The organism is Glaciecola sp. KUL10 (genome assembly GCF_003203515.1).
Taxonomy (GTDB): Bacteria; Pseudomonadota; Gammaproteobacteria; order Enterobacterales; family Alteromonadaceae; genus Glaciecola.
The window spans coordinates 40,800-61,693 of the sequence record NZ_BGNG01000001.1; the positions used below are offsets into that span (position 1 = coordinate 40,800).

Sequence of the window (20,894 nt, forward strand, 5' to 3'; positions counted from 1 at the left end):
AATTTTTAACATCACTAAAATTTAAATAAAGAGGCCCACATGACAGTGATTCGCCAGCAAGATTTTATTGACAGTATCGAAGATGCGTTACAGTTCATTTCATATTATCACCCGCTAGATTACGTAAAAGCAGTTGAACAAGCGTATTTGCGAGAAGAAAGCCAAGCTGCAAAAGATGCGATGGCGCAAATCCTCATAAACTCTAGAATGTCAGCTGAGGGCAAAAGACCTTTATGTCAAGACACCGGCATCGTGACTTGTTTTGTAAAAATAGGCATGGGGGTCACGTGGGATAAGACCGATATGACGGTTCAGGACATGGTTGATGAAGGCACAAGACGCGCTTACCTAAATCCTGATAACCCTCTGCGAGCATCAATTGTTGCAGACCCTGCTGGTGCGCGCACTAATACCAAAGACAATACACCGGCTGTTGTGCACATCGATACAGTAGCAGGCGATAAAATTGAAGTGATGATAGCCGCTAAGGGCGGTGGTTCTGAAAATAAGTCGAAAATGGTCATGCTAAACCCGAGTGACGATATTGCAGAATGGGTGGTTAAAACACTGCCGACAATGGGGGCAGGTTGGTGTCCTCCTGGTATGTTGGGAATAGGGATTGGTGGTACTGCCGAAAAAGCTGCAGTGCTTGCAAAAGAAAGCCTCATGGATCCCGTTGATATCCAAGAATTAATTGCTAGAGGCCCTGAAACGACTGAAGAAAAACTACGCGTTGATATCTTCAAAAAAGTAAATGCGTTAGGCATTGGCGCGCAAGGTTTGGGTGGTTTAACAACAGTTGTTGATATCAAGATTAAATCAGTACCCACACATGCTGCCTCTAAACCGATTGCAATGATTCCAAATTGTGCTGCAACACGACATGCTCACTTTTATTTAGACGGTTCGGGTCCATCTGAACTGCAACCACCTAAGCTAGAAGACTGGCCAGAAGTCACTTGGGAAGTCAGCGAAGGCACTCGTCGGGTTAACCTTGATAACGTTACAAAAGAAGATATTCAAGAGTGGAAAGTCGGTGAGACTGTTTTACTGTCTGGTAAAATGTTAACGGGACGCGATGCTGCCCACAAACGTATTCAAACCATGCTTCAAAACGGTGAAGGCTTACCTGATGGCGTCGATTTAACTAATCGCTTTATTTATTACGTCGGCCCTGTTGATGCAGTTGGCGATGAAGTCGTTGGGCCAGCAGGACCCACAACAGCAACGCGCATGGATAAGTTTACTGACATGATGCTTGAAGAAACAGGGCTAATTGGCATGATTGGGAAAGCTGAGCGCGGCCCAGCGACAGTCGACAGTATTGCTAAACACAAAGCTGTGTATTTGATGGCCGTTGGTGGTGCAGCGTATCTAGTTTCAAAAGCGATCAAAAAGTCTCGTGTGGTTGCGTTTGAAGATTTGGGGATGGAAGCAATCTACGAATTTGAAGTTGAAGACATGCCTGTGACCGTAGCAGTTGATAGTACCGGTGCAAATGCGCATAAAACCGGTCCTGCGATTTGGAAGGCTAAAATCGAAGAACTTGATGCTAAAATGAGCAAGTAAGTTTGCCTTGATTGCTGATAAAAAAACAAGCTCACCGCATAAGCGGTGAGCTCCACGAAACACACCGCAGTTAATAACAAAGAAACGTAATTGCCGCGCATGCGGGGACCTCCTTGGAACCTAGCATCCCCTAAAATCAACCACCGCTCTTTGTAAGCAATATTCAGCTTTTGCCAGATAAGCCCTATGCATTCATAAAACCGCTGTTCGCCATCCATGACCGCTACTGCCAACACGTCCTGTGTTGGAAGTTTTTATGAATGCATAGGGCTCATCTGGCGCGCTGAATGTTCTCTGGTAGTGTATGCTCAATAGTTTGATTGAATGGTTGTTGATTTACGAGATTTCTTCCTGCGAAGGAATGACGATGAAATTTGTCACACCGAAGAAACGTCATCCTCGCGAATGCGGGGACCTCCTTGAAACCCACAATTATTAACAACAGCGAAACGTCATTCCCTTGAAAAAGGGAACCTCCTTGGAACACAACAATCGATAATCAAACAAGCGTGTTAAACCACAAAACACAACAACGCACAAAAACTCTTTCAAACACTACAAACTGTATATAAATACAGTTATCATTGGTGGTGTTCGTTTCAAAAAAACTAATGCAAAGGCTAACCATTGTCAGAAATACTAAAAAACCACTCAATCGAACCTATATATTTTTACATAGCGGCAGGCGTACTTGCGCTTCTTCTGGTTGCACTTTCGTTTTTAATCATCAAGTTAGCTAATTTGTCTAAAGCTAATCAAACAGCAAATGACAACTTCGATGAAACAAATAAACAATTAAATGATGAACTAAATCTTCTGCAGTTTAAGTTACAAACCCAGTCACAAGACAACCAATTTGTTCGTGAGCAACTAGTCAAAGCAGAGCAATTTATAAGTGACCAGAAGCAAGAATTTGAAACTCAAAAACACAACATGCAATCGCTAATTTCTCAACATCAATTAAAGCTTGGGCGATTACAAGAGCAGGCGAATGAATTGAGTCGTCAACAAGATCAAAACGCAGAGTTAAGATTTGAGCTGGACAGTATTAAGACGGAGCTTTTGCAGGCTCGTTCTGATCTGGAAGTCAAAACAGCTTCGTTTACACAAGAGCGCAAAGCGTTTGAAGAGAAGCTCTATATGCTCGAACAAGCAGAACAAAAATTGGGCGAACAATTCGAAAACCTTGCCAATCGAATATTTGAAAGCAAAGCAAAAGCCTTTACTGAAAACAATGAAAAAGGAATAACTCAATTAGTCGCTCCGCTTAAGCATCAACTGGACGACTTTAAGCGACAGATAAATGAGCAACATATCAGAGAAGGGAAAGATAGAGCATCTTTGAAATCGGAGATTTTAAGCTTACAAGCGCTCAATAAACAAATTACGCAAGAAGCTGCAGCCTTAACCAATGCGCTTAAAGGAGATAACAAGCAACAAGGAAACTGGGGTGAGCTTGTTTTAGAGCGCATATTGGATGAATCTGGCCTGCGTAAAGGGCATGAATATGAAACTCAAAAGTCGCTGTCGAACGAAGCAGGTAAGCGTTATCAACCAGATGTTGTGGTTCATCTCCCTAATCAAAAAGACATTGTCATCGACTCTAAAGTTTCATTAAATGCATATGAACGCTATGTGAACTCTGATGATGAACAGGTTCAAAAAAGTGCATTAAAAGAACATATTGCTTCACTTAAAGGGCATATTAAAGGCCTGAGTAAGAAAGACTATCAAGCACTTGAAGGTATTCAAACATTGGATTACGTGTTGATGTTCGTACCAATAGAGACTGCGTTTATTTGTGCGGTTGAAAATGATTCAAGCTTGATCAATTTGGCCTTAGACAATCAAATTATGTTAGTAAGCCCGACTAACCTGCTGGTTGCATTAAGAACAATAAACAATATCTGGCAATACGAATATCAAAATCAAAATGCGAATAAGATTGCTGAGCAAGCTAGAAAGTTGTACGAAAAGCTAGCCGGGTTTGTCACTGATATGGATAAAATGGGCAAGTCGCTAGAAAGTGCAAATACATATTATGATGGCGCAATAAGTAAGCTTTCTAAGGGGCGCGGCAATTTACTTTCTCAAGCTGAAAAGTTTAAATCTCTAGGCGTTCAGCCGACTAAGAACATAGATGGGAAGTTTTTGGAGAGTGAGGATTAGGTATGATTAAAATTAGGCAGCGAATGGATCTGTCATAAACCATCAGATTATTTATAGCTTTGTGTACTTCCGTGAAATTATGTTAATCTCCAAAAAAACATCAACATTTTAAAGTGTTAAAGGAATAACCTAAAGTGTATAAGCTTACCGTATCGTTTTTTATGGCTCAGTTTGCCATGTTTTCGTCGTTAGATTCACAAGCATCTCAGTCTGAGTTTTTTTCTCCTCAAACACACATCATCAATGAAAAAAATTGCTTTAGAGCACCTTTTGATTCGTATGAATCATGGTTAGCCATGATCACCAAATCCTCTAAAAAACGCAGTAGCAATGAATTTGAATTATCTAATCGAATACATGGGTTCAAAACTAGGTTTCCTCAATCTGAGTATGAAAACTTCAAGAAAAATATCTCATGCGTAACGTTTCGCTATAAGGTCGATGGCATTTGGGTTGACGGTTATGCAATCAAGCCCAAAGCAGTTAAAGACCTTCCCGTTATTGTGTATAACAGGGGCGGAAACGGACGTTATGGTTCGGTAGGTTTTGCTGCAATGATTGGCAGTTTAATGCCCTTGGCAAACGAGGGCTTTATCGTGATAGGTTCTCAATACCGTGGAAATCATCGAAAAAGCGAAGTTCAAGATGAGTTTGGTGGCGCTGATGTTCAAGATGTACTTACTTTAATTGATAATCTTGAGTTTTTACATCATGCCGATCTTGAGCGAGTGGGACTCTATGGCAGTAGTCGAGGTGGCATGCAGTCTATGATGGTACTGCGTGAGAGAAGTAAACCATTAAAAGCGGTTGTTTTAAGCGCTGGTATCTATGATCTGGAAGCGCAATTAGCGTTTAGGCCAGAGATGGAAAACGTCTACAAAAATCGCATACCAAACTATGAATCACAAAAATCCTCACAATTAAAAAAGCGTTCAGCTATTTATTGGTCAGATGAAATAGAGACTAATTTGCCTATATTATTGCTTCATGGCGAACTAGATAAACGGGTGGATGTGTCAAATTCAATTAAACTGGCAGAAAAATTTGAAAAAAATGGTCGACCTTACAAATTAAGAATATTTGAGGGTGATAACCATTCGCTAACTAATAATAGAGAAGCAGCGAATACTGAGTTACTAAATTGGTTTGCCAATCATCTGAAAATAGAAGAATGAGTTTCTTAGAAATCCAAATATTAATTAAAATCGGTAATTTTACTTCGAAAACTAATTACGGAATGTTAGTGCTCACGTTGAGTACATTATTTTATGGATTGAGCTAAGCTGCTTTTAGTCACTTGTTTTATTTTTGGTTTAAGCAAAAATACTGGCGGTAAATAGTGTACTTTTCTGCTTATAAGAATTAAGTGAACTAAAAGTCCCGTCTAACGCGATTTTATGCACTTTACCTCACATGACTTGTTAGTTTAGTTGTCAAGAGATAGGTTACTACTCATAAATTTAACAAAATATTAAAGAAGTCATGCACACCAACCTTCATTTATTGTTTAACAACTTCCTGAATTCTCGCCAAATAAGCGCTTTTTTATGTCTATGCCTTTTTTCAAGCTGGTTGCATGCCGGCTGGGAACGCACTTGGATAGATGATTTCTCGGGTAACAGTGTCGAATGGAACAATTGGACTGCTCAAACAACTGCAAACTACAACAATGAAGTGCAGTGTTATACCGATGATGAAAACTCTGACTTACGAAACTACGAAGTCTCAAATGGCACATTAAAAATAATCGCAAGGCGTCAACCAATCTCTTGTCCAGGACAAAATGGGCGTGCCCTCGATTGGACTTCAGGGCGGCTAAATAGCAAAGATAAAGCTGAATTTACCTTTGGTCGTATCGAAGCTCGTTTGCGATTTGATGAATTGCGAGCAGGTACATGGCCGGCATTTTGGATGCTGGAAAATCGTATCGCAGAACAGCCCATAAAGGGGGACAACGACACAGTAAACTGGCCCAACCCTGGGGCTGGCGAAATAGATATTTGGGAGTGGTATGGCGCAAATGGAAACAGTGTTATTACTAACTTTTTTAATGTGAACAACTGTGGAAGTGAAATTCGTTATAATTACCCGGGTGGCTCACCAGATGTGCAATCATTTAATATTTACGCCATTGAATACAATGCTAATAATATTGCGTTTTACTTTAACGATACCTTAGTGGCTAGTCACGACTTGAGTAATTGCCCGCAATACGAAGAGCCTATGTTCCTACTTTTAAATGTTGCCATGGGAGGAAATATAGGCGGGCAAATTGATTCCAGTTTAGATAAAGCTACTTTAGAAGTCGATTATGTTGCACATTGCGTTCCTTCAGATAATAACCAACTATCTAACTGTAATGAGGCGACGCCACCGATAGCGGATGACGATAATGATGGCGTTAGCAATGTCAATGATCAATGTCCAAACACGCCTATCAATACGCCAGTCGATACCTTGGGGTGTCTACTAAGTACGATACCCACTTCAAGTGCACCCGACCCATTAAATGAGGTTGATACTGTTGTTTCCATTTTTAGTGAGCAATACCAAAATATAGAAGCAATAGACTATTTTCCAAACTGGGGGCAGGTTACTCAATTTGAATTACTTGAAGTAGACAATAATCCCACTCTTAATTACAAGAATATGAATTATCAAGGTATAGATTTTGAAGGGGCACCCCAAGATCTGACTGAAATGAATTATCTAAATCTCAATTACTGGACTCATAATTCAACCAAGCTCGAAGTTTTTGTAATTAGCCCTGGTCCCCGAGAAAACCCTGTGGAAATTGAAGTCAAACAGGGCGAGTGGCAAAGGTTATCAATACCTTTGAGTCAATACACTAGCCCTGATCTATCATCGGTATTCCAATTGAAGTTTGAAGGCAATGGAAGTTTCTTTTTTGATAACATCTTCTTTAGTCAGCAAGCTAGTTTTTTTGAAGAGCAAGAAACACCATTACCCACTGCCCCTGAAGCTAGTCAACCTTCTGATTCGGTTTCAAGTGATGAGCAAAGCACTGGTGGATCCCTTTCTTGGCCAGCGCTTATTATATTAGCTTTACTTTCGTTGAGGAGAATCATTGGCAGATATTATCCTACCTATGAATGTGCGCTTCACAAATAATTGATACATCAATAAAGAAATACCAAGGGTTAGGGACAGTATCGAAACTAATTTTACTAACCAGTGAAGCTGTATTTCGGCAAAGAATATTTGTAGATAAATCACCAAAGGTAAGTGGATTAAATATAGCCAATATGACGCATCTGCAAAATACTTAACTATTTTATTGGGCTCGGAAAAGAAGACCTTAAAGATGCCAAATATGAGCGTTATTAAGCCCCACAACATGATCGCATAAGCAAACAAAAATGCAGATTTAAGCATAGTAAAGTGAGCGTGTGAGACATTCATTTCATATTTTGACAAGAGTATAGCCGACACAATACCACCTAAACTAAGCAGGATCTTTTGTGCAGAGAGAGTGCTTAAGTTTTCTACGTAGGTGGGGTTGCGCTGCAAATACCAGCCAAAGGTAAAACAAGCTCCGTACAATATAAAAACAGGAAGTACAGGTACAAGCGATTTATCCGGCGTGTCGATTCCCCAGTTTTGCATAAACCATAACGCTCCGATTGTGGGGATGGCTAAAAATAGCGGCGACCATGATGATTTACTGACAAAATCAACTGAACTATCAATTATTTTGGTTAAATAATATTTACTTTGAGTGCGTTGCTCAAAAAGCTTGCTAATGAAAACAACAGTTAGCGTAATCAACAATAGATAATACAAAAACCATAGATGAGTACCAATCAGGAAATGTGCGGGTAGGTCTAATAAGCTTGCAAAGCCTGTTTTTAATCCATTTAGAATATTTGCTTCACCTCGCATACTTTCGGCGCCAATTACCCATCCTGATACAAGAAGCGGTCTCAACAAAAACCAACCAATTAGCAAAGGAATAGCAATTTTAATTGCACGAGATTTTAGAAAAACCTGTAGTCCCTTCTTCTTAAAAGCCATGCGACTAAAATAACCTGCTATTAGGAAAAATAGGGCCATTCGGAAAGAATGACTGATCAAAACAAATGGCGGTATGGCTTCACTCGTATTTATATCCATTACTGCCCAGCCTATATAGATGGGCATGAATGACAAACTTGCATGAAAAACAAGGCCTAAGATCAATGCAAACGCTCTCACAGCATCCAAGTAGTATAGTCTTGTTTGAATTTGATTTTGCATGTCAATTTATCCCATCATTGAAGGGTTTAGTAAAAGCTGAGTTCATCTATTTCATAGCTAAAAGGTGCTTTTTGAAGGCTGAATGCCACAAGACTGATACTATTTATGCTTTGCTTATTTAGCGTAATTTGTTCTGACCACGTCCGTTTCATTGAATCAAATGGTATTTTCACCTCATGAAATTTGCCATCAGTTGGCGTTGCAATCACTGCAGAATGATAGTCAAAATTAGTAATTTCGGTACTGTTTGCTGAAACAGAAAGTTGCCCATGATTAACTTTTATTAACAGACGAATTCCTTTGTAAGCACTTGTATCAACAGCTTTTCCTTCTGGATCAAGCAGTAATATCGCACTGGCCCATCCAATCTGGCCTCGTGGTGGCTCAATCGTGCCTTTTAGATGCATGACTCCATTATTTACTTGAGCGGCAGCAGTTGTCTTCCCACCAACCATTTTGTCGTCCATGATTTGTCTGGGTAAACCTAAGCTGTTGTTAAGGCTATTTGAAAAATCGTCTACTAAGGTGATGTCTGTTTTTGCATTCGAGCAAAATGAAAGCATGATCAAAGCAATACTGCTGACAATAACGAATAGACGTTTCTTTTGACTATTTGAACTAAAAATAGATAGTAACTGTGTCATTTGTTTTCCTTTATTAAATTAATGATCTGCGCACTTGAAAGGGAATAAAACATTCGATTCAAAGTGCGATTAGTAGGTAAGTGACAAGATTGATTAAAAAGGTGACAAAACCATTCAAATTAGACTCAAATACAAAAAGAATGTTTTTTTCAATAAACTGTGTCACCTTTTAAGCGGTGGGGTACACCTATTGATTATTCGTATGAAGGAATAAGCAAAAATGACAGTTTTTAAACAGCGAAAATCAATTGAAGCAACCGACGATACAAGCTTGGTAATGACCTCACTTGGTGGTGATAGAGATGCTTTTTGTATGGTTGTATCCAAATATCAAAACCTATTGTGTTCGCTAGCTTATGCCTCTATCGGAGATATCAAGCAAAGTGAAGATTTGGCGCAAGAAGTGTTTGTAGAGGCATGGCAAAAGTTAGATACGCTTCGCGATCCTGAAAAGCTTAGGCCATGGTTATGCGGCATCTTGCGTTTTAAAATAAGCCATTATCTTCGTAAACAGAAAAAACAGCCTCTCACAGCTGCTCAAGATATAGATGCACAAATTACCGAGGATTTTTCTAATATTGATTTAGAAAATAACGCTATCAAAGATCAACAAGAAAGTTTGTTATGGAATACGCTAAGTAATATCGATATTACTTATAGAGAACCTTTGGTTTTGTTTTATCGAGAACAACAATCAGTTGAATATGTTGCCAATGAGCTAGATCTAACTATAGGGACGGCTAAGCAACGTTTATCCCGTGGCAGAGCTATGTTAAAGAAAGCCATGATGGGATTGGTCGAAGAGACACTCGAGAAAACCAAACCAGGAGCAGCGTTTACAACCGCAGTTGCTTTTGCGCTTGAAGATGTTACTAAGTCAGCAGCCGCTGCTGCCTTAGGAGCGACATCAATAAAAACAAGTTCTCTTTTTAAAATGGGCTTCATTGCTACTTTTCTTGCATCCATTTCTGGATTTATTAGCTTGTTTTTTGGTTTGCGCGCGAGCCTTTATCAATCTAGAACAAATAACGAAAGAAAGCTAACGATTAAACTCGTTTCCTCGTTTTTACTCATTGCAGTGATATTTGTTGCGGGCATGTATGCATTAAAACATATAGCGATGACTGATCATGAAAACCGGATCCTATACACCCTAATAGCTCAAGCTTTAATTTTACTTTTTGTGATTTGCTATTTTTTGATGACATCTGTGGGATTCAAGCGTGTTCGTACCTTACGAGCACATGAGAGAATTTTTCATCCCGAGGCATTCAAAAGAGAAATAGATCAAATATCATCGAAAAAGCGAGTTTACAAAAGTCGATTGGTTTTATTCGGCCTACCGTTGTTTCACTTTCAATTAGGTGCGCCAGAACAGGGTGATGAGCCTACAATTGGATGGGTTGCCGGAGGGGTGAAAGCATATGGTGCTCTGTTTGCTTGGGGAGGGGTGGCTGTTGCGCCGATTAGCGTGGGCATCATTTCTTTTGGTGTTATTTCTATCGGTGCTGTTGGTGTCGGTGTCTTAAGCTTAAGTACGGTCGCTATTGGGGTAATTGGCTTTGGTCTGACAGCAGTTGCCTATAAGGCCTATTCCTCTATTTCTTCATTAGGATGGGAAAGTGCATTTAGCAATGGCTTTTCAATCGCACATGATGCTGCTATCGGGCCGATATCTTATGCAAAAGAAGTAAACAATGAACTTGCCTATCAGTTAGCAAATTTCGACGTTTTCAGTCAGCACTATCAAATGGCGTTGATGTTGATTGTGGTGCTTGTTGTTCTCCCTTCGTACTGGCACTTTAATCACGTGCGTCAACTAATGAAATAGTTAAAACTGAATTAAGGAAGTATTAATTTCTAGTTCTTTAGCTTATCGCAAAACTGGGAGTTCAATACCATCAAAAGTAAGTAGCTCTTGATATTCTTCCTGATTGATATCAAAGCTACTGACCAATACTTTGATAGCATTCTCTTGTAAAGGGTGACCTTGGCTTCTGGCAAGGGCGAATAGTGTCTCTTTAGTTGCTTGTGACTTTTCAATTTGTCCAAGCTCGATAAAGTCTAGTACGATGGATTGCCTGTTAATGTCGATACTATCATCTTGCAATGTATTCAAAGCCAACTCTGTTCGGCTTTGACTGTCAGAAAAACGAAGGGTCTGACCGAATAAATAATTTGCCTTGCCTTGATCTTCATTGCTTAGTTGCATTTGTGATAGTTGTGCTAGCACTGCTTGATTTTCGTTTTGCGTAAGTTGAAAAGGCATAAGCATATCCAATGCATAGAGTCGCTGCTCGCTGAGTTCTCCGTACAATGCAATGTTTTTTAGCCCGTTTGTTATTGATTCATTTGTAAGACCTGTACGGCCTACAATTTCTAAAAACTGTTGGTTACCTTTTTCATTTGAATAGTCTAACGATTGCAGGGCTAGTTGCGTCAATGCGTTTACTCCTTGTTTATCGGGTAAACCTTGTAGAATTGAAACGATCACATAACTTTCGTTGCTATCGGTTGCAAGTGTTTCAAAGTGCTCTGAAATTATCGCAATGTCAGTAGGGTTATCGATCAGACGCTGTCGAATTTCGTCAATTTTACTGCCGTAAAGCCTATAGTCTGAACTAGAATGTTGCAGTGATATAAGTTCCGAAAACAAATCAACGATGTCGTTGCTTATATTTGTATTGTTTTGTGTTTCAATTAACTCATCGACTTCAAGCGCATTAGTTTCGAGAGCATTTGCAGGTGTATCTAATGCATCTGTTGCAACTTCATGTGTTTGCGTGATGCCCAGCGCGCTCTCATGAGTATCAGAGTTTGATGTAGATATCGTATTTGTTGATAACCGTGGTTTACTATCTGAAACCCCTAACTTATAGCCTAAGTAAAAACTTAGGCATAAAGCGATAACGACAAACAAAACTCTAAGATACACGCTTTACCTATCTTATCTCGTAAGACGTTGTTATTTTGACTGCTTTATTTAGCATCAACATGACTGAGCAATATTTTTCAGTAGATAGTTCGACTGCACGTTTTAGGTGTTTTTCATTTATATCTTGTCCGCGCACCACAAAATTAGCATGGATTTCGGTAAAAATACGGGGCGGATTTTCGGCGCGTTGTGCGCTTAATTCTACTTCACACGACTCAAGCGTTTGTCTGGCTTTTCGCATAATTTCAACGACATCAACAGATGAGCAAGCACCTACCGATAACAAAACTGATTCCATCGGTGACAGACCTTCGCCATTTCCATCAAGCTTTAGGGTATGGCCAGTCTCAGTTTTGCCCTCAAAGGCTAGGCCGGCTTGTGAAGGCACCCAATTAACACTTGCTTTCATTGCTGCTCCTAAATTTTCGTAATTAAACTAATATGCGATTTTTCAATTTTTATCTTTTTCGCCTTATAAAGCGTACCTAAGGCTTTTTTGTATGCATTCTTACTGACATCAAAGCGGGCATGGATCTCTTCCGACGGGGATTTATCCGTTAAACTTGAGATACCGCCGTGTGCTACTAAATCTTCTAATATTTGGTCTGACAATGACATAATTCCTTTTTTGGAAGTAAGTTGTAGACTCAAGTTTATTTTTCCATCCTCTCGGATTTGTTTTATGAAGCCTTTTGTACGCTCACCAATAGCTAGCTTCTTGAACATATCGGAATGAAATAATAAACCTTGGTGCGTATTATTGACTATCGCTTTATAGCCCAAATCAGTTTTGTCATAAATAATGAGGTCCACTGGTTCACCAAGAGAAAACTGGCCCTCACCATCTTCGTTCAAGTATCGGTGAAGCTTGGTTGTGCCAATTAGCTTTTGACGTTCTTCGTCATGGATTAATCGCACAACATAATTCAAACCTGCGTCTATCGGTCGGTGTTGCATTCCTTGAGGAACAAACAGATCTCTTGGCAGTTTCCAATCAAAAAATGCGCCTGAATCAATTGAACCTGTTGCAGTTAAAATAGCAAATTCATCAATTTGAATTGGTATGTTTGACGTACTTACAAGCAAGTCTGTGGTCTCAGAGTAATAAACGAACCCATTGAACCTGCTGCCTACACCTAGCGATTCATTTTTTAGTTGATTCAGTTCTGTTGAAGGTAAAAGGGCGGTTTCTCTTTCTTCCGAAGGGGTGTCATTATACTTTTCGACTAACAATCCAACAGGCGAACTATCGACAACAATAACATCATTAAATTTACCAATTTCCAGCATTGGGCTACTCATTAATTTGAATTTTGCTTAGTATATCAAGTTATTGATAGCAAACTTACAATAATCATCACCTGCAAGGGGCAACATGAAACTTAATGCCGATATCGGCGAGCAATCGGACTTAAACCAACTTAATACAGATTTAGATGTAATGCCGTATCTTGATCAAGCGAATATAGCTTGTGGCGGGCATGCAGGCGATGGAATCACAATGGCTCGTACCGTAAAGTTAGCGTTGCAATACCAAGTACAAATTGGAGCGCACCCTTCTTATCCTGATATTACTGGCTTTGGTCGACGTTCGATGCGAATGCCGAAAGACGAATTAGTCCCGACTATTCACGCTCAAATTGGGGCATTAATTGGCGTTGCCAATAGCATGGGGGCCGTCGTTGAATATGTAAAACCACACGGAGCTCTTTATAATGACATGATCAAGTATCCGAGTGTATTTGATCATGTATTACAAGCCATTGCTTCATTTTATCAACCTTTAACATTAATGATGCAAGCGACCGCAAAATCAGAAGAACATATAGCTTTTGCAAAGGCTTACAATGTTTCATTATTTTTCGAAGCATTTGCCGACAGGCTCTATCTCGAAAATGGCCAGCTCGCACCTCGTGAACAAGACGGAGCCGTGTTGTCTAAAAAGCAAGCTATCGAACAAGCTAAGCTGATCATAAATGAGGGTTATGTAATCAGTAATTCTGGTACTAAATTGAATTTACAGGCGGATAGTATCTGTGTTCATGGCGACTCTCCCGGAGCATTAGAAATGACAAATCAAATTAGATTACTAATTGGTAGTCATTAGTGAAAAGTACACTCAATCAATGGATGCAAGCTTATGAAATCAGTCATTTTGAGGTGGCGTCCTTTAATGGGCTCATTTTTTACTTTAAAGGCACTGATTTAAACACTAAAAGTACTAATGTAAGTCGATTTTATGAAACCATACAATCCCATTGTGCTTTGTGGGTAACGGAGCTCGTTCCCTCTTATGCCAGCTGCTTAGTAGAATATGATGCGTTTGCATCAGATCATCATCAAGTATTGGCTAAATTGACAGAAATGCCGAATACAATACCAGACCATTCCTTAAATGACAGGCTTGTAAATCAGCCAAGTGTTCATCGCATACCCGTCTGGTATTGCGTCACTCAAGCACAAAACGATCTTGGATTAGTTGCCACTGAAAAGAACCTGAGTGTTGACGAGATAATAAAACTGCACACTAAAAAAGAGTACAAGGTTTATGCCGTTGGATTTCAGCCCGGATTTGCATATCTTGGAGAATTGGCCGCTGAGTTATCAATGCCTCGTTTAGCTAAACCACGTGTAAAGGTACCAAGAGGAGCAGTGGCAATCGCGGATAAGCAAACTGCGGTATATCCTAATTCATCTCCTGGTGGGTGGCATATTTTGGGGTTGTGCCCACTTGATTTGAGACAAAAAGCAACAGCAATTAATGCATTCAAAGTTGGTGATAGCGTTCGTTTTGAAGCTATTGACGCGGCTCAATATGAGGCCATTTTGAGCTCACAAAATGAAAGCAAAATAGGGTGATGTTTTGAATATTACCTCAACCGGCTTTCTAGCAATCCTTGTTGATGAGGGAAGAAAAGCTGTTCGCCATCAAGGCTTTACTGAAGCCGGGGCGATGGACAAGCATAGTTTCTACTTGGCAAATACGTTAGTAGGTAATAGCATTTCTGCTCCCGCCATTGAAATATTAATCGGTAGGTTCGAAGCGATTCTCACTTGTGATTTGTTAGTCAGTGTCACTGGCGCGGACTGCGATATTTTTGTGAATGACGAGCGATTTGCTAGCAATACGCCCATTTTCGCCGCATATGGGAGTAAGTTGCTGATTGTGCACAAAGGAAAGGGAGCTCGTTCGTATTTAGCGTTCAGCGCAAGTATAAATACCTCGCAATTTGCAAATAGCCAAACGACGTGTTTAAGTGAGAATAATGGAGGACTAGAGGGCAATGGAAATGCGTTAAGCGTCTCAAGCAAGCTTGATTTAAGGCCTAAAATAAAAACGAGTGAAATCAATCGTCGTATTTGTGTTTTTAATCAGCACTCTAAAGAAATACTTCCACTTATAACAAGCTCGCAAGTACATCCTAAACAGCATTATTCCCTTGAATTCATTAGTGCATATCAATCGTCATTATTCACTCATTTAGACTTTGTGAGATTTTGTAATCAAGTGTACACCGTCAGCAGTGATTCAAATCGGATGGGGGTTAGGTTACACGCTAAACCTTTGAATACTCGGCATATCGATTTTGGTTTGCTATCAGAGGGAATGACTTTGGGCGCTATTCAGATTATGCCCAATGGATTACCAACAATTATGATGCAAGAAAGGCAAACAATTGGGGGGTACCCCAAAATAGGCTGTTTAACACCAAGAAGTATAAGCAAAATGGGACAGTGTTTACCCGAAAATAGTGTCGAGTTTAAGCAAACAGATTTATACTCAGCGCGACAAGAATTCTTAATGCATAATAGAGCACTTAAAGTGTTAGCATCAGTATTAAAAGGAAATGAGAAATGCCTAAAGTCTACCTAAATGGTCATTTTGTAGAAGCTAATGAAGCGTCTATATCGCCAATGGATAGAGGTTTTTTGTTTGGTGATGGTATTTATGAAGTCATCCCAACGTTTTCAGGAAAAGCTGTTGCATTAAGTGATCATATCGAACGTTTGCAAAATGGGCTTGACGCAATTGGCATTAACTATAAAGCCAACTACCAAGAAATAGAAGCGATAGCAAAGCGATTGATTAAGGAAGTGAGCAGTGAATCAGTTGGTATCTATTGGCATGTAAGCAGAGGAGCAGATGTTCGACGCTTTCATGCGTACCCTGACAATATTGAGCCTACGGTTTTTGCATATGCGTTTGAAATACCGGCAAGCCAAGCACTAGATTGCAAAACGGCAAAACGATTTAGAGTAACTCTAGCCCAAGACTTAAGGTGGCAACGTTGTCACATCAAATCTACCTCATTGCTTGGCAATGTTATGCATTTTCAACAAGGGCGGGAAGTTGGTGTTGATGAAACCATTCTTTATAACGATAACATGCTTATTACTGAAGCAAGCGCGTGTAATGTATTTATTGTGAATAACGGCGTTGTCAAAACACCACCATTAGATCATCAGTTACTGCCAGGTATTACGCGAAAACTGGTGTTAGATGCATTAAGGAAACACACTCAACTTACTGTTGAGGAAACGTTTTTTAGTGTGGATGAACTAATAAATGCTCAGGAAGTGTGGATTACCAGTTCCAGCAAGGAAATCGGTGCTGTTGTAGAAGTAGACGGAAACGTAATAGGTGATGGTCAAGTTGGAGAAGCGTGGTTGACCGCTCAAACTGCTTACAACCACGAAAAATTCAGAGACTGATTTTCTTTTAGTTTTCCTCTTTTAAACCGCAGTTGCTATCTGTGCACTCTCCATATAAATATAGACTGTGGTTTGTGAGTTTCATATTGTGCCTTGCCGCAATTTCTTCTTGTCTACGTTCGATAACCTCGTCTTCAAACTCGAATACTTTTCCACAAGATAAACAAACAAGGTGATCATGGTGTTGCTTATGGCTAATTTCAAAAACCGATTTACCGCCTTCAAAATGATGTCTATTCAAAATGCCTGCATCATCAAATTGGTTTAATACTCGATATACAGTTGCTAAACCGATATCTTCTTCTTGATCAAGAAGGATTTTATAAACTTCTTCAGCGCTTATATGCTGGTTACTCGGGTTCTGTAGAATCTCAAGAATCTTCAATCTAGGAAGGGTGACTTTTAAACCTGCTTTTTTTAATTCTTTATTTTGGTCCATAACTACGCGTCATCATCTTATTTCGTTGGGTGCATTATAAGTTAGTTGTAAAGATTTATCAGCATTTGCCGTAATTAAACTATACGATTATCTTCTTGCAAAGCATAGAAGGTACTGAGCAAAATTCAATGTTTGTCATAATTTATTTTTGTAATCATTTGTGGCGATAAAAAAGGTAGATGAATGCAGCTTAATTCCGTTCAACTAACTGTTGTAAGAAAAATGGTGCTTGGCTTTTCTAGCTTGGCTATTTTACTTGTTTTTACTAGCTTCTTAACCTACTTCGGCTTGCAGGATATCAAAGGTTCTGCAGAAAAAGTGGTAGCTGAAAAAATGCCCTTGCAACGCGCAATGTCTGAAATTCAATCACAATTTTTGACGCTCTCAAATCTGACAAGTAATGCCTATTTCGAAAGTGACGCACTGGAAGTTAAAAATAGTTTAATTGAGTTTAAACAAATCGCCAATGAATACCAATTAAACGAACAGCTTTTGCGAAAACAAAGTTCTTCAGCAAACAAATCGTTGATTGAAGAAGCTCTTAACTCGGCACAAGCATATATTGAAAACTCTTTAATAATGTTTGAACGTAAATTGAACTTGATACAAACCACGAATGATTTGGAAGCGCAGTCAAATATTGCGTTAAATCATGCGGATGAAGCAAGTGCTTTAATGATGGACCTATCATATTTAGAAGGGAATTCTAGAGACCTTGAAACGCTGATAGGTGTTAGTACAAAAGTAGATAATCAATTAGGGCTAGTGTTACCGATATTAAAGGAACTCCAGTCAACATCAGACCCTGAGTTGAGTGCGTCGAGTATCGATGATGTCAGCTACAATTTAAGCAATATCGAAGCCGATCAAACGTATATGAATAGGCTAGCCGAATCCGTTGAAACCGATGGATTACTCGCGTTATTTAATGAAGAAATTGAAAGCTTAAAACAATCATTAAATGGTGAAACAGGTTTATTTGCGATACAAAACAAAAAAATCGAATTAAATACATTGGCTTCTCAATCCAAAGTTGCAATTAACGAGGCACTGGCAAAGACAATCAGCCAAATAACGGCTTTAAATAAGCAAGTTAGCGATGATACGTTGCAGGGGCAACAAGATATTTTGGATACAGTTTCGAGTAATACCGCTCAAAATATTCTTGTATCGGTTTTCGGCGTTGGCGCAACAATAGGGTTTGCGTTCATCGTGACACGCAGTATCGCCAAACCACTAGCAAGGGTTAACAAACGACTAAAGGTAATTGCCAGTGGTGATTTGACTAAACGTATGAGAGATGACGGTAACGACGAATTCTCTGAACTTTCTCGAAATGTAAATCGATTAATTGATTCCTTGCATTCATTGATTGGAAGTATTCATAATCAGGAGGAAGAGTTAACTCATATAACGCAAAAGTCAATTGAGTTGGGTTCAGCCAACCTTCAGATGGCTGCGTCTCAGCAAGCTCAAGTTGAAAATACCTCAGAACACACACAAACAATCAAACAAACTAGCTTAAATAACTTGAGCCAAATACAACAAGCTAACGAACAGATTCGACTTGCAATTGAGCAAAGTGCACATGTCGTTGACCTCGTTGAAGAATCTAAAAATCAAGTTAATCAACAAGCTATTCAAGCTTCAAATTCAGCAAACATTATTCACCGATTAGGCGAAAACAGTCGAAGAATCGGCGGAATTTTAGACGTGATTAAGACCATTGCAGAACAAACAAATTTGTTAGCGTTGAATGCTGCAATCGAAGCGGCCAGGGCAGGAGAACAGGGAAGAGGCTTCGCGGTGGTCGCCGATGAAGTAAGAACACTGGCAACTCGCACTCATAAATCCACGGAAGAAATTGAAGAAATGATCACGGCTTTACAAAAAGATTCAGATGAGGCTGTCGGGGCAATTAACGAAAGCAGCGAACAGGTTCAAAAAGGCGTAGAAATCACCGAAAGCGTGACAGAACAAGTGATTCAAATCAAAGAAATAATCCAAGCACTTTCACATGTGAATAGCAAGATTGTGGAAGATACAGAGAGTCAAGACGGACTTTTGAATGATGTTTATAACAGTTTGAAAAATGTTGTTGAATTGTCCAAACAGGCTGCGAATAGCACACACGAAACAAACGAAGCTACCCGTCAAATGGGTATTCAAATGTCGTCTTTGAAGCAAGCGGTTGATCGCTTCAAACTTTGATCAAATAGTAGGGTTCTTAGCTGTTCGTAAGTGTTCAGCAAGTGGTTTTGGCCGACAATGGTAATAACCTTGTTGATATGAAAATCCTAAGGCCTGTACTGCAATCTCTTGAGCTTTGGTTTCAACACCTTCAATCGTACTTTTCATGTTTAGCTTATGTAACAACGTATTGATAACGTCTAGGGTTGTTGAAACATCAGAATTACTACTTAAAAAAGCTTTGTCCACTTTTACCACACTAGCAGGAATTTGATGAAGGTACGCGAGAGAGGAATACCCCGTTCCAAAATCATCAATGTGCAGTGCAACCCCTAGCGATGTCATTTGCTTGACCGGAGAGTTCTCTCTTTCAAGTCCTTCTAACAAGACACCTTCTGTCAGTTCAATTGCAATATCCTTTGGTTGAAGGTCGTTGTAGCGAATTATCATTAGTAGGTTTTCAACAAAATTAGTTTGAGCCATATGCATACCTGAAATGTTGATAGACATATTGGCATCGCAATCCATAGCGGTGCGTAAAATGGTTAAGTCTTTCATAGCCTGATTAAGAACCCAATGCTCAATAACTTCGATTAATCCGGTTGATTCCGCTACCTTAATAGTCTCATCAGGTCTGATTTCACCTAACTGAGGATTTGACCATCGCAAAAGTGCTTCGAAGCTAACAATTTCTTTTGATACTGAATCTATGATTGGTTGGTAGTGTAGTGATAGTTCATTGTTTTTTATTGCAACAGATAAGTAGCGAGAAATATCACTTGTGCGTCGTAATGCTAACTCTAGGCCTATCTCGTATTGCTGTAGCCTGTTTTTACCCGCTACTTTTGCATGATACATTGCAGCGTCAGCGAACATAATTAGATCATCACTATTAATAGAGTCGCTTGGAAAATTGGCGATTCCAATGCTTGCAGATACTAAAAGTGGTGTGTCTTGAATATTTCGATAGGACCTTGACAGTTTTCTTACAAGTGTCCTTGCGATAGAGAGCGGCTCTATTTCATTTGTGATAATAGGCATTATTATTAAAAATTCATCACCACCGAAACGGCCAATGTGTTCAAACTGATAGCTATGTTCAACTAATCGCTCTGCAACTTCAACGAGTACTTTATCGCCGATTGAATGCCCCAGTGAGTCATTAACCCTTTTAAAACCATCGATATCGATATAAAACAGTGAAAACGCCTGTGCGTTATCGATATACTTTGAAAGCGCAGTCAAAAAACCTCTTCGATTTAACAGTCCAGTTAGAGGGTCTCTTGAAGCTTGTTCTTTTAGGTGTTGCTCTACTTTTTTTCGTGCGTCCACATCGTAAAGGTTTAAAAGAATATGCTCTGTGCCGGTCACATCATTGACTAATTCACCATTTAGGTGAAACCAATGCTCTCCGCTAATGGTCTCTAGGCGCACATCATTTTCATAATGATGCTCTTTCATAATCTTTGCGATAATTTCCTGATAATCAGAGAGACTCGAAAAAATTGATTGTAAACTAAGGATCTGTGAACCAAATGCTTTAATAAAAGCGGGGTTACCACTAATAAATTCACTCGAAACAGAAAAACTTGCAAGCAGGTTTGAAGATGCCTGAACGCTTCCCCTAAAGTCACTTGATGGTGTTGCTTCGACGAGCATTGCCATTCTTCCCCCTGGCAAAATATATCCCGAAAAAACGCACAACGCCTTTGTGTCTATACCGTTTGGTGAAAATTGCCAAGTCTCATAATAAATACGATCTTGTTTGAATCCTTCTTGATATTGTTTGATCCGCTGAGTGACTGCTTTAGAAGCGCCTTTAGAGAAGTCTCGTGATTTTAATTCTTGAAGTGAGGGGCTTTGCCATAATTTAAGGGCACTGTCATTAGCCCAAAAAATACAATCACGATCTATATCATAGATCCATATGGGGGTTTTGAGATTACCCGCATGAACAATCATAAAGACAGAACAACAC

17 protein-coding genes are annotated in these 20,894 nt (G+C 39.5%); 10 read left to right on the top strand and 7 right to left on the bottom strand.

From position 1 onward, the window contains the following. Window positions 1–39 precede the first annotated feature (39 nt). From KUL10_RS00225 to KUL10_RS00240, 4 genes are all read left to right on the top strand, one after another. Window positions 40–1,569 (top strand): fumarate hydratase, encoded by a 1,530-nt coding sequence (locus KUL10_RS00225; protein WP_110426904.1) that lies wholly within the window; start codon window positions 40–42, stop codon window positions 1,567–1,569. Window positions 1,570–2,196: 627 nt separating this feature from the next. Further along, window positions 2,197–3,738 carry a DNA recombination protein RmuC gene (rmuC, locus tag KUL10_RS00230; protein WP_233499655.1) on the top strand — a complete coding sequence of 514 codons (1,542 nt, stop codon included), beginning with the start codon at window positions 2,197–2,199 and terminating at the stop codon, window positions 3,736–3,738. Window positions 3,739–3,872: 134 nt separating this feature from the next. After that, window positions 3,873–4,913: a S9 family peptidase gene (locus KUL10_RS00235; RefSeq protein ID WP_110426905.1), complete on the top strand. Its 1,041-nt coding sequence runs from the start codon at window positions 3,873–3,875 to the stop codon at window positions 4,911–4,913. A 307-nt stretch (window positions 4,914–5,220) separates the two neighbouring features. Further along, window positions 5,221–6,870, top strand: a complete 1,650-nt coding sequence (locus KUL10_RS00240; protein ID WP_110426906.1) for a family 16 glycosylhydrolase — start codon at window positions 5,221–5,223, stop codon at window positions 6,868–6,870. Here KUL10_RS00240 and KUL10_RS00245 read toward each other — a convergent pair. After that, window positions 6,805–7,995 (bottom strand): acyltransferase family protein, encoded by a 1,191-nt coding sequence (locus tag KUL10_RS00245; protein ID WP_110426907.1) that lies wholly within the window; start codon window positions 7,993–7,995, stop codon window positions 6,805–6,807. The genes KUL10_RS00240 and KUL10_RS00245 overlap by 66 nt on opposite strands. Before the next feature lie 26 nt (window positions 7,996–8,021). Beyond that, window positions 8,022–8,639 carry a CIA30 family protein gene (locus tag KUL10_RS00250; protein WP_199509168.1) on the bottom strand — a complete coding sequence of 206 codons (618 nt, stop codon included), beginning with the start codon at window positions 8,637–8,639 and terminating at the stop codon, window positions 8,022–8,024. Between the two features lie 220 nt (window positions 8,640–8,859). Between KUL10_RS00250 and KUL10_RS00255 the strand changes: the two genes are divergently transcribed. Further along, a complete protein-coding gene (locus KUL10_RS00255) occupies window positions 8,860–10,470 on the top strand; it encodes an RNA polymerase sigma factor (protein ID WP_110426908.1) in 1,611 nt (536 codons plus the stop codon). 42 nt (window positions 10,471–10,512) lie between these two features. Here KUL10_RS00255 and KUL10_RS00260 read toward each other — a convergent pair whose 3' ends face one another. From KUL10_RS00260 to KUL10_RS00270, 3 genes are read right to left on the bottom strand one after another with little or no spacing between them, the layout of a single operon-like run. After that, the gene (locus KUL10_RS00260) at window positions 10,513–11,574 is read right to left on the bottom strand and encodes a hypothetical protein (RefSeq protein ID WP_110426909.1); all 1,062 of its coding nucleotides are present in this window, start codon (window positions 11,572–11,574) and stop codon (window positions 10,513–10,515) included. A 7-nt stretch (window positions 11,575–11,581) separates the two neighbouring features. Continuing rightward, window positions 11,582–11,983 (bottom strand): OsmC family protein, encoded by a 402-nt coding sequence (locus KUL10_RS00265; RefSeq protein WP_110426910.1) that lies wholly within the window; start codon window positions 11,981–11,983, stop codon window positions 11,582–11,584. Window positions 11,984–11,991: 8 nt separating this feature from the next. Next, window positions 11,992–12,876 (bottom strand): S1 RNA-binding domain-containing protein, encoded by an 885-nt coding sequence (locus KUL10_RS00270; protein WP_233499656.1) that lies wholly within the window; start codon window positions 12,874–12,876, stop codon window positions 11,992–11,994. Window positions 12,877–12,949: 73 nt separating this feature from the next. Between KUL10_RS00270 and KUL10_RS00275 the strand changes: the two genes are divergently transcribed. From KUL10_RS00275 to KUL10_RS00290, 4 genes are read left to right on the top strand one after another with little or no spacing between them, the layout of a single operon-like run. Then, a complete protein-coding gene (locus KUL10_RS00275; RefSeq protein WP_110426911.1) occupies window positions 12,950–13,681 on the top strand; it encodes a 5-oxoprolinase subunit PxpA in 732 nt (243 codons plus the stop codon). Continuing rightward, window positions 13,681–14,433 carry an allophanate hydrolase subunit 1 gene (locus KUL10_RS00280; protein ID WP_110426912.1) on the top strand — a complete coding sequence of 251 codons (753 nt, stop codon included), beginning with the start codon at window positions 13,681–13,683 and terminating at the stop codon, window positions 14,431–14,433. Before KUL10_RS00275 ends, KUL10_RS00280 begins: the two co-directional genes overlap by 1 nt. 4 nt (window positions 14,434–14,437) lie before the next feature. Further along, window positions 14,438–15,448, top strand: coding sequence for a biotin-dependent carboxyltransferase family protein (locus tag KUL10_RS00285; protein ID WP_110426913.1), 1,011 nt, complete (start codon window positions 14,438–14,440; stop codon window positions 15,446–15,448). Then, window positions 15,430–16,287 (top strand): aminotransferase class IV, encoded by an 858-nt coding sequence (locus tag KUL10_RS00290; protein ID WP_110426914.1) that lies wholly within the window; start codon window positions 15,430–15,432, stop codon window positions 16,285–16,287. The genes KUL10_RS00285 and KUL10_RS00290 overlap by 19 nt, the downstream gene beginning before the upstream one ends. Window positions 16,288–16,294: 7 nt before the next feature. On the opposite strand, the gene fur is transcribed toward KUL10_RS00290, so the two are convergent. Continuing rightward, a complete protein-coding gene (gene fur / locus KUL10_RS00295) occupies window positions 16,295–16,726 on the bottom strand; it encodes a ferric iron uptake transcriptional regulator (protein ID WP_110426915.1) in 432 nt (143 codons plus the stop codon). Window positions 16,727–16,909: 183 nt separating this feature from the next. Between fur and KUL10_RS00300 the strand changes: the two genes are divergently transcribed. Next, window positions 16,910–18,937, top strand: coding sequence for a methyl-accepting chemotaxis protein (locus tag KUL10_RS00300; RefSeq protein WP_110426916.1), 2,028 nt, complete (start codon window positions 16,910–16,912; stop codon window positions 18,935–18,937). Here KUL10_RS00300 and KUL10_RS00305 read toward each other — a convergent pair whose 3' ends face one another. Further along, on the bottom strand, window positions 18,938–20,878 hold the full coding sequence (locus KUL10_RS00305) for a bifunctional diguanylate cyclase/phosphodiesterase (protein ID WP_110426917.1): 1,941 nt from the start codon (window positions 20,876–20,878) through the stop codon (window positions 18,938–18,940). Window positions 20,879–20,894 lie beyond the last annotated feature (16 nt).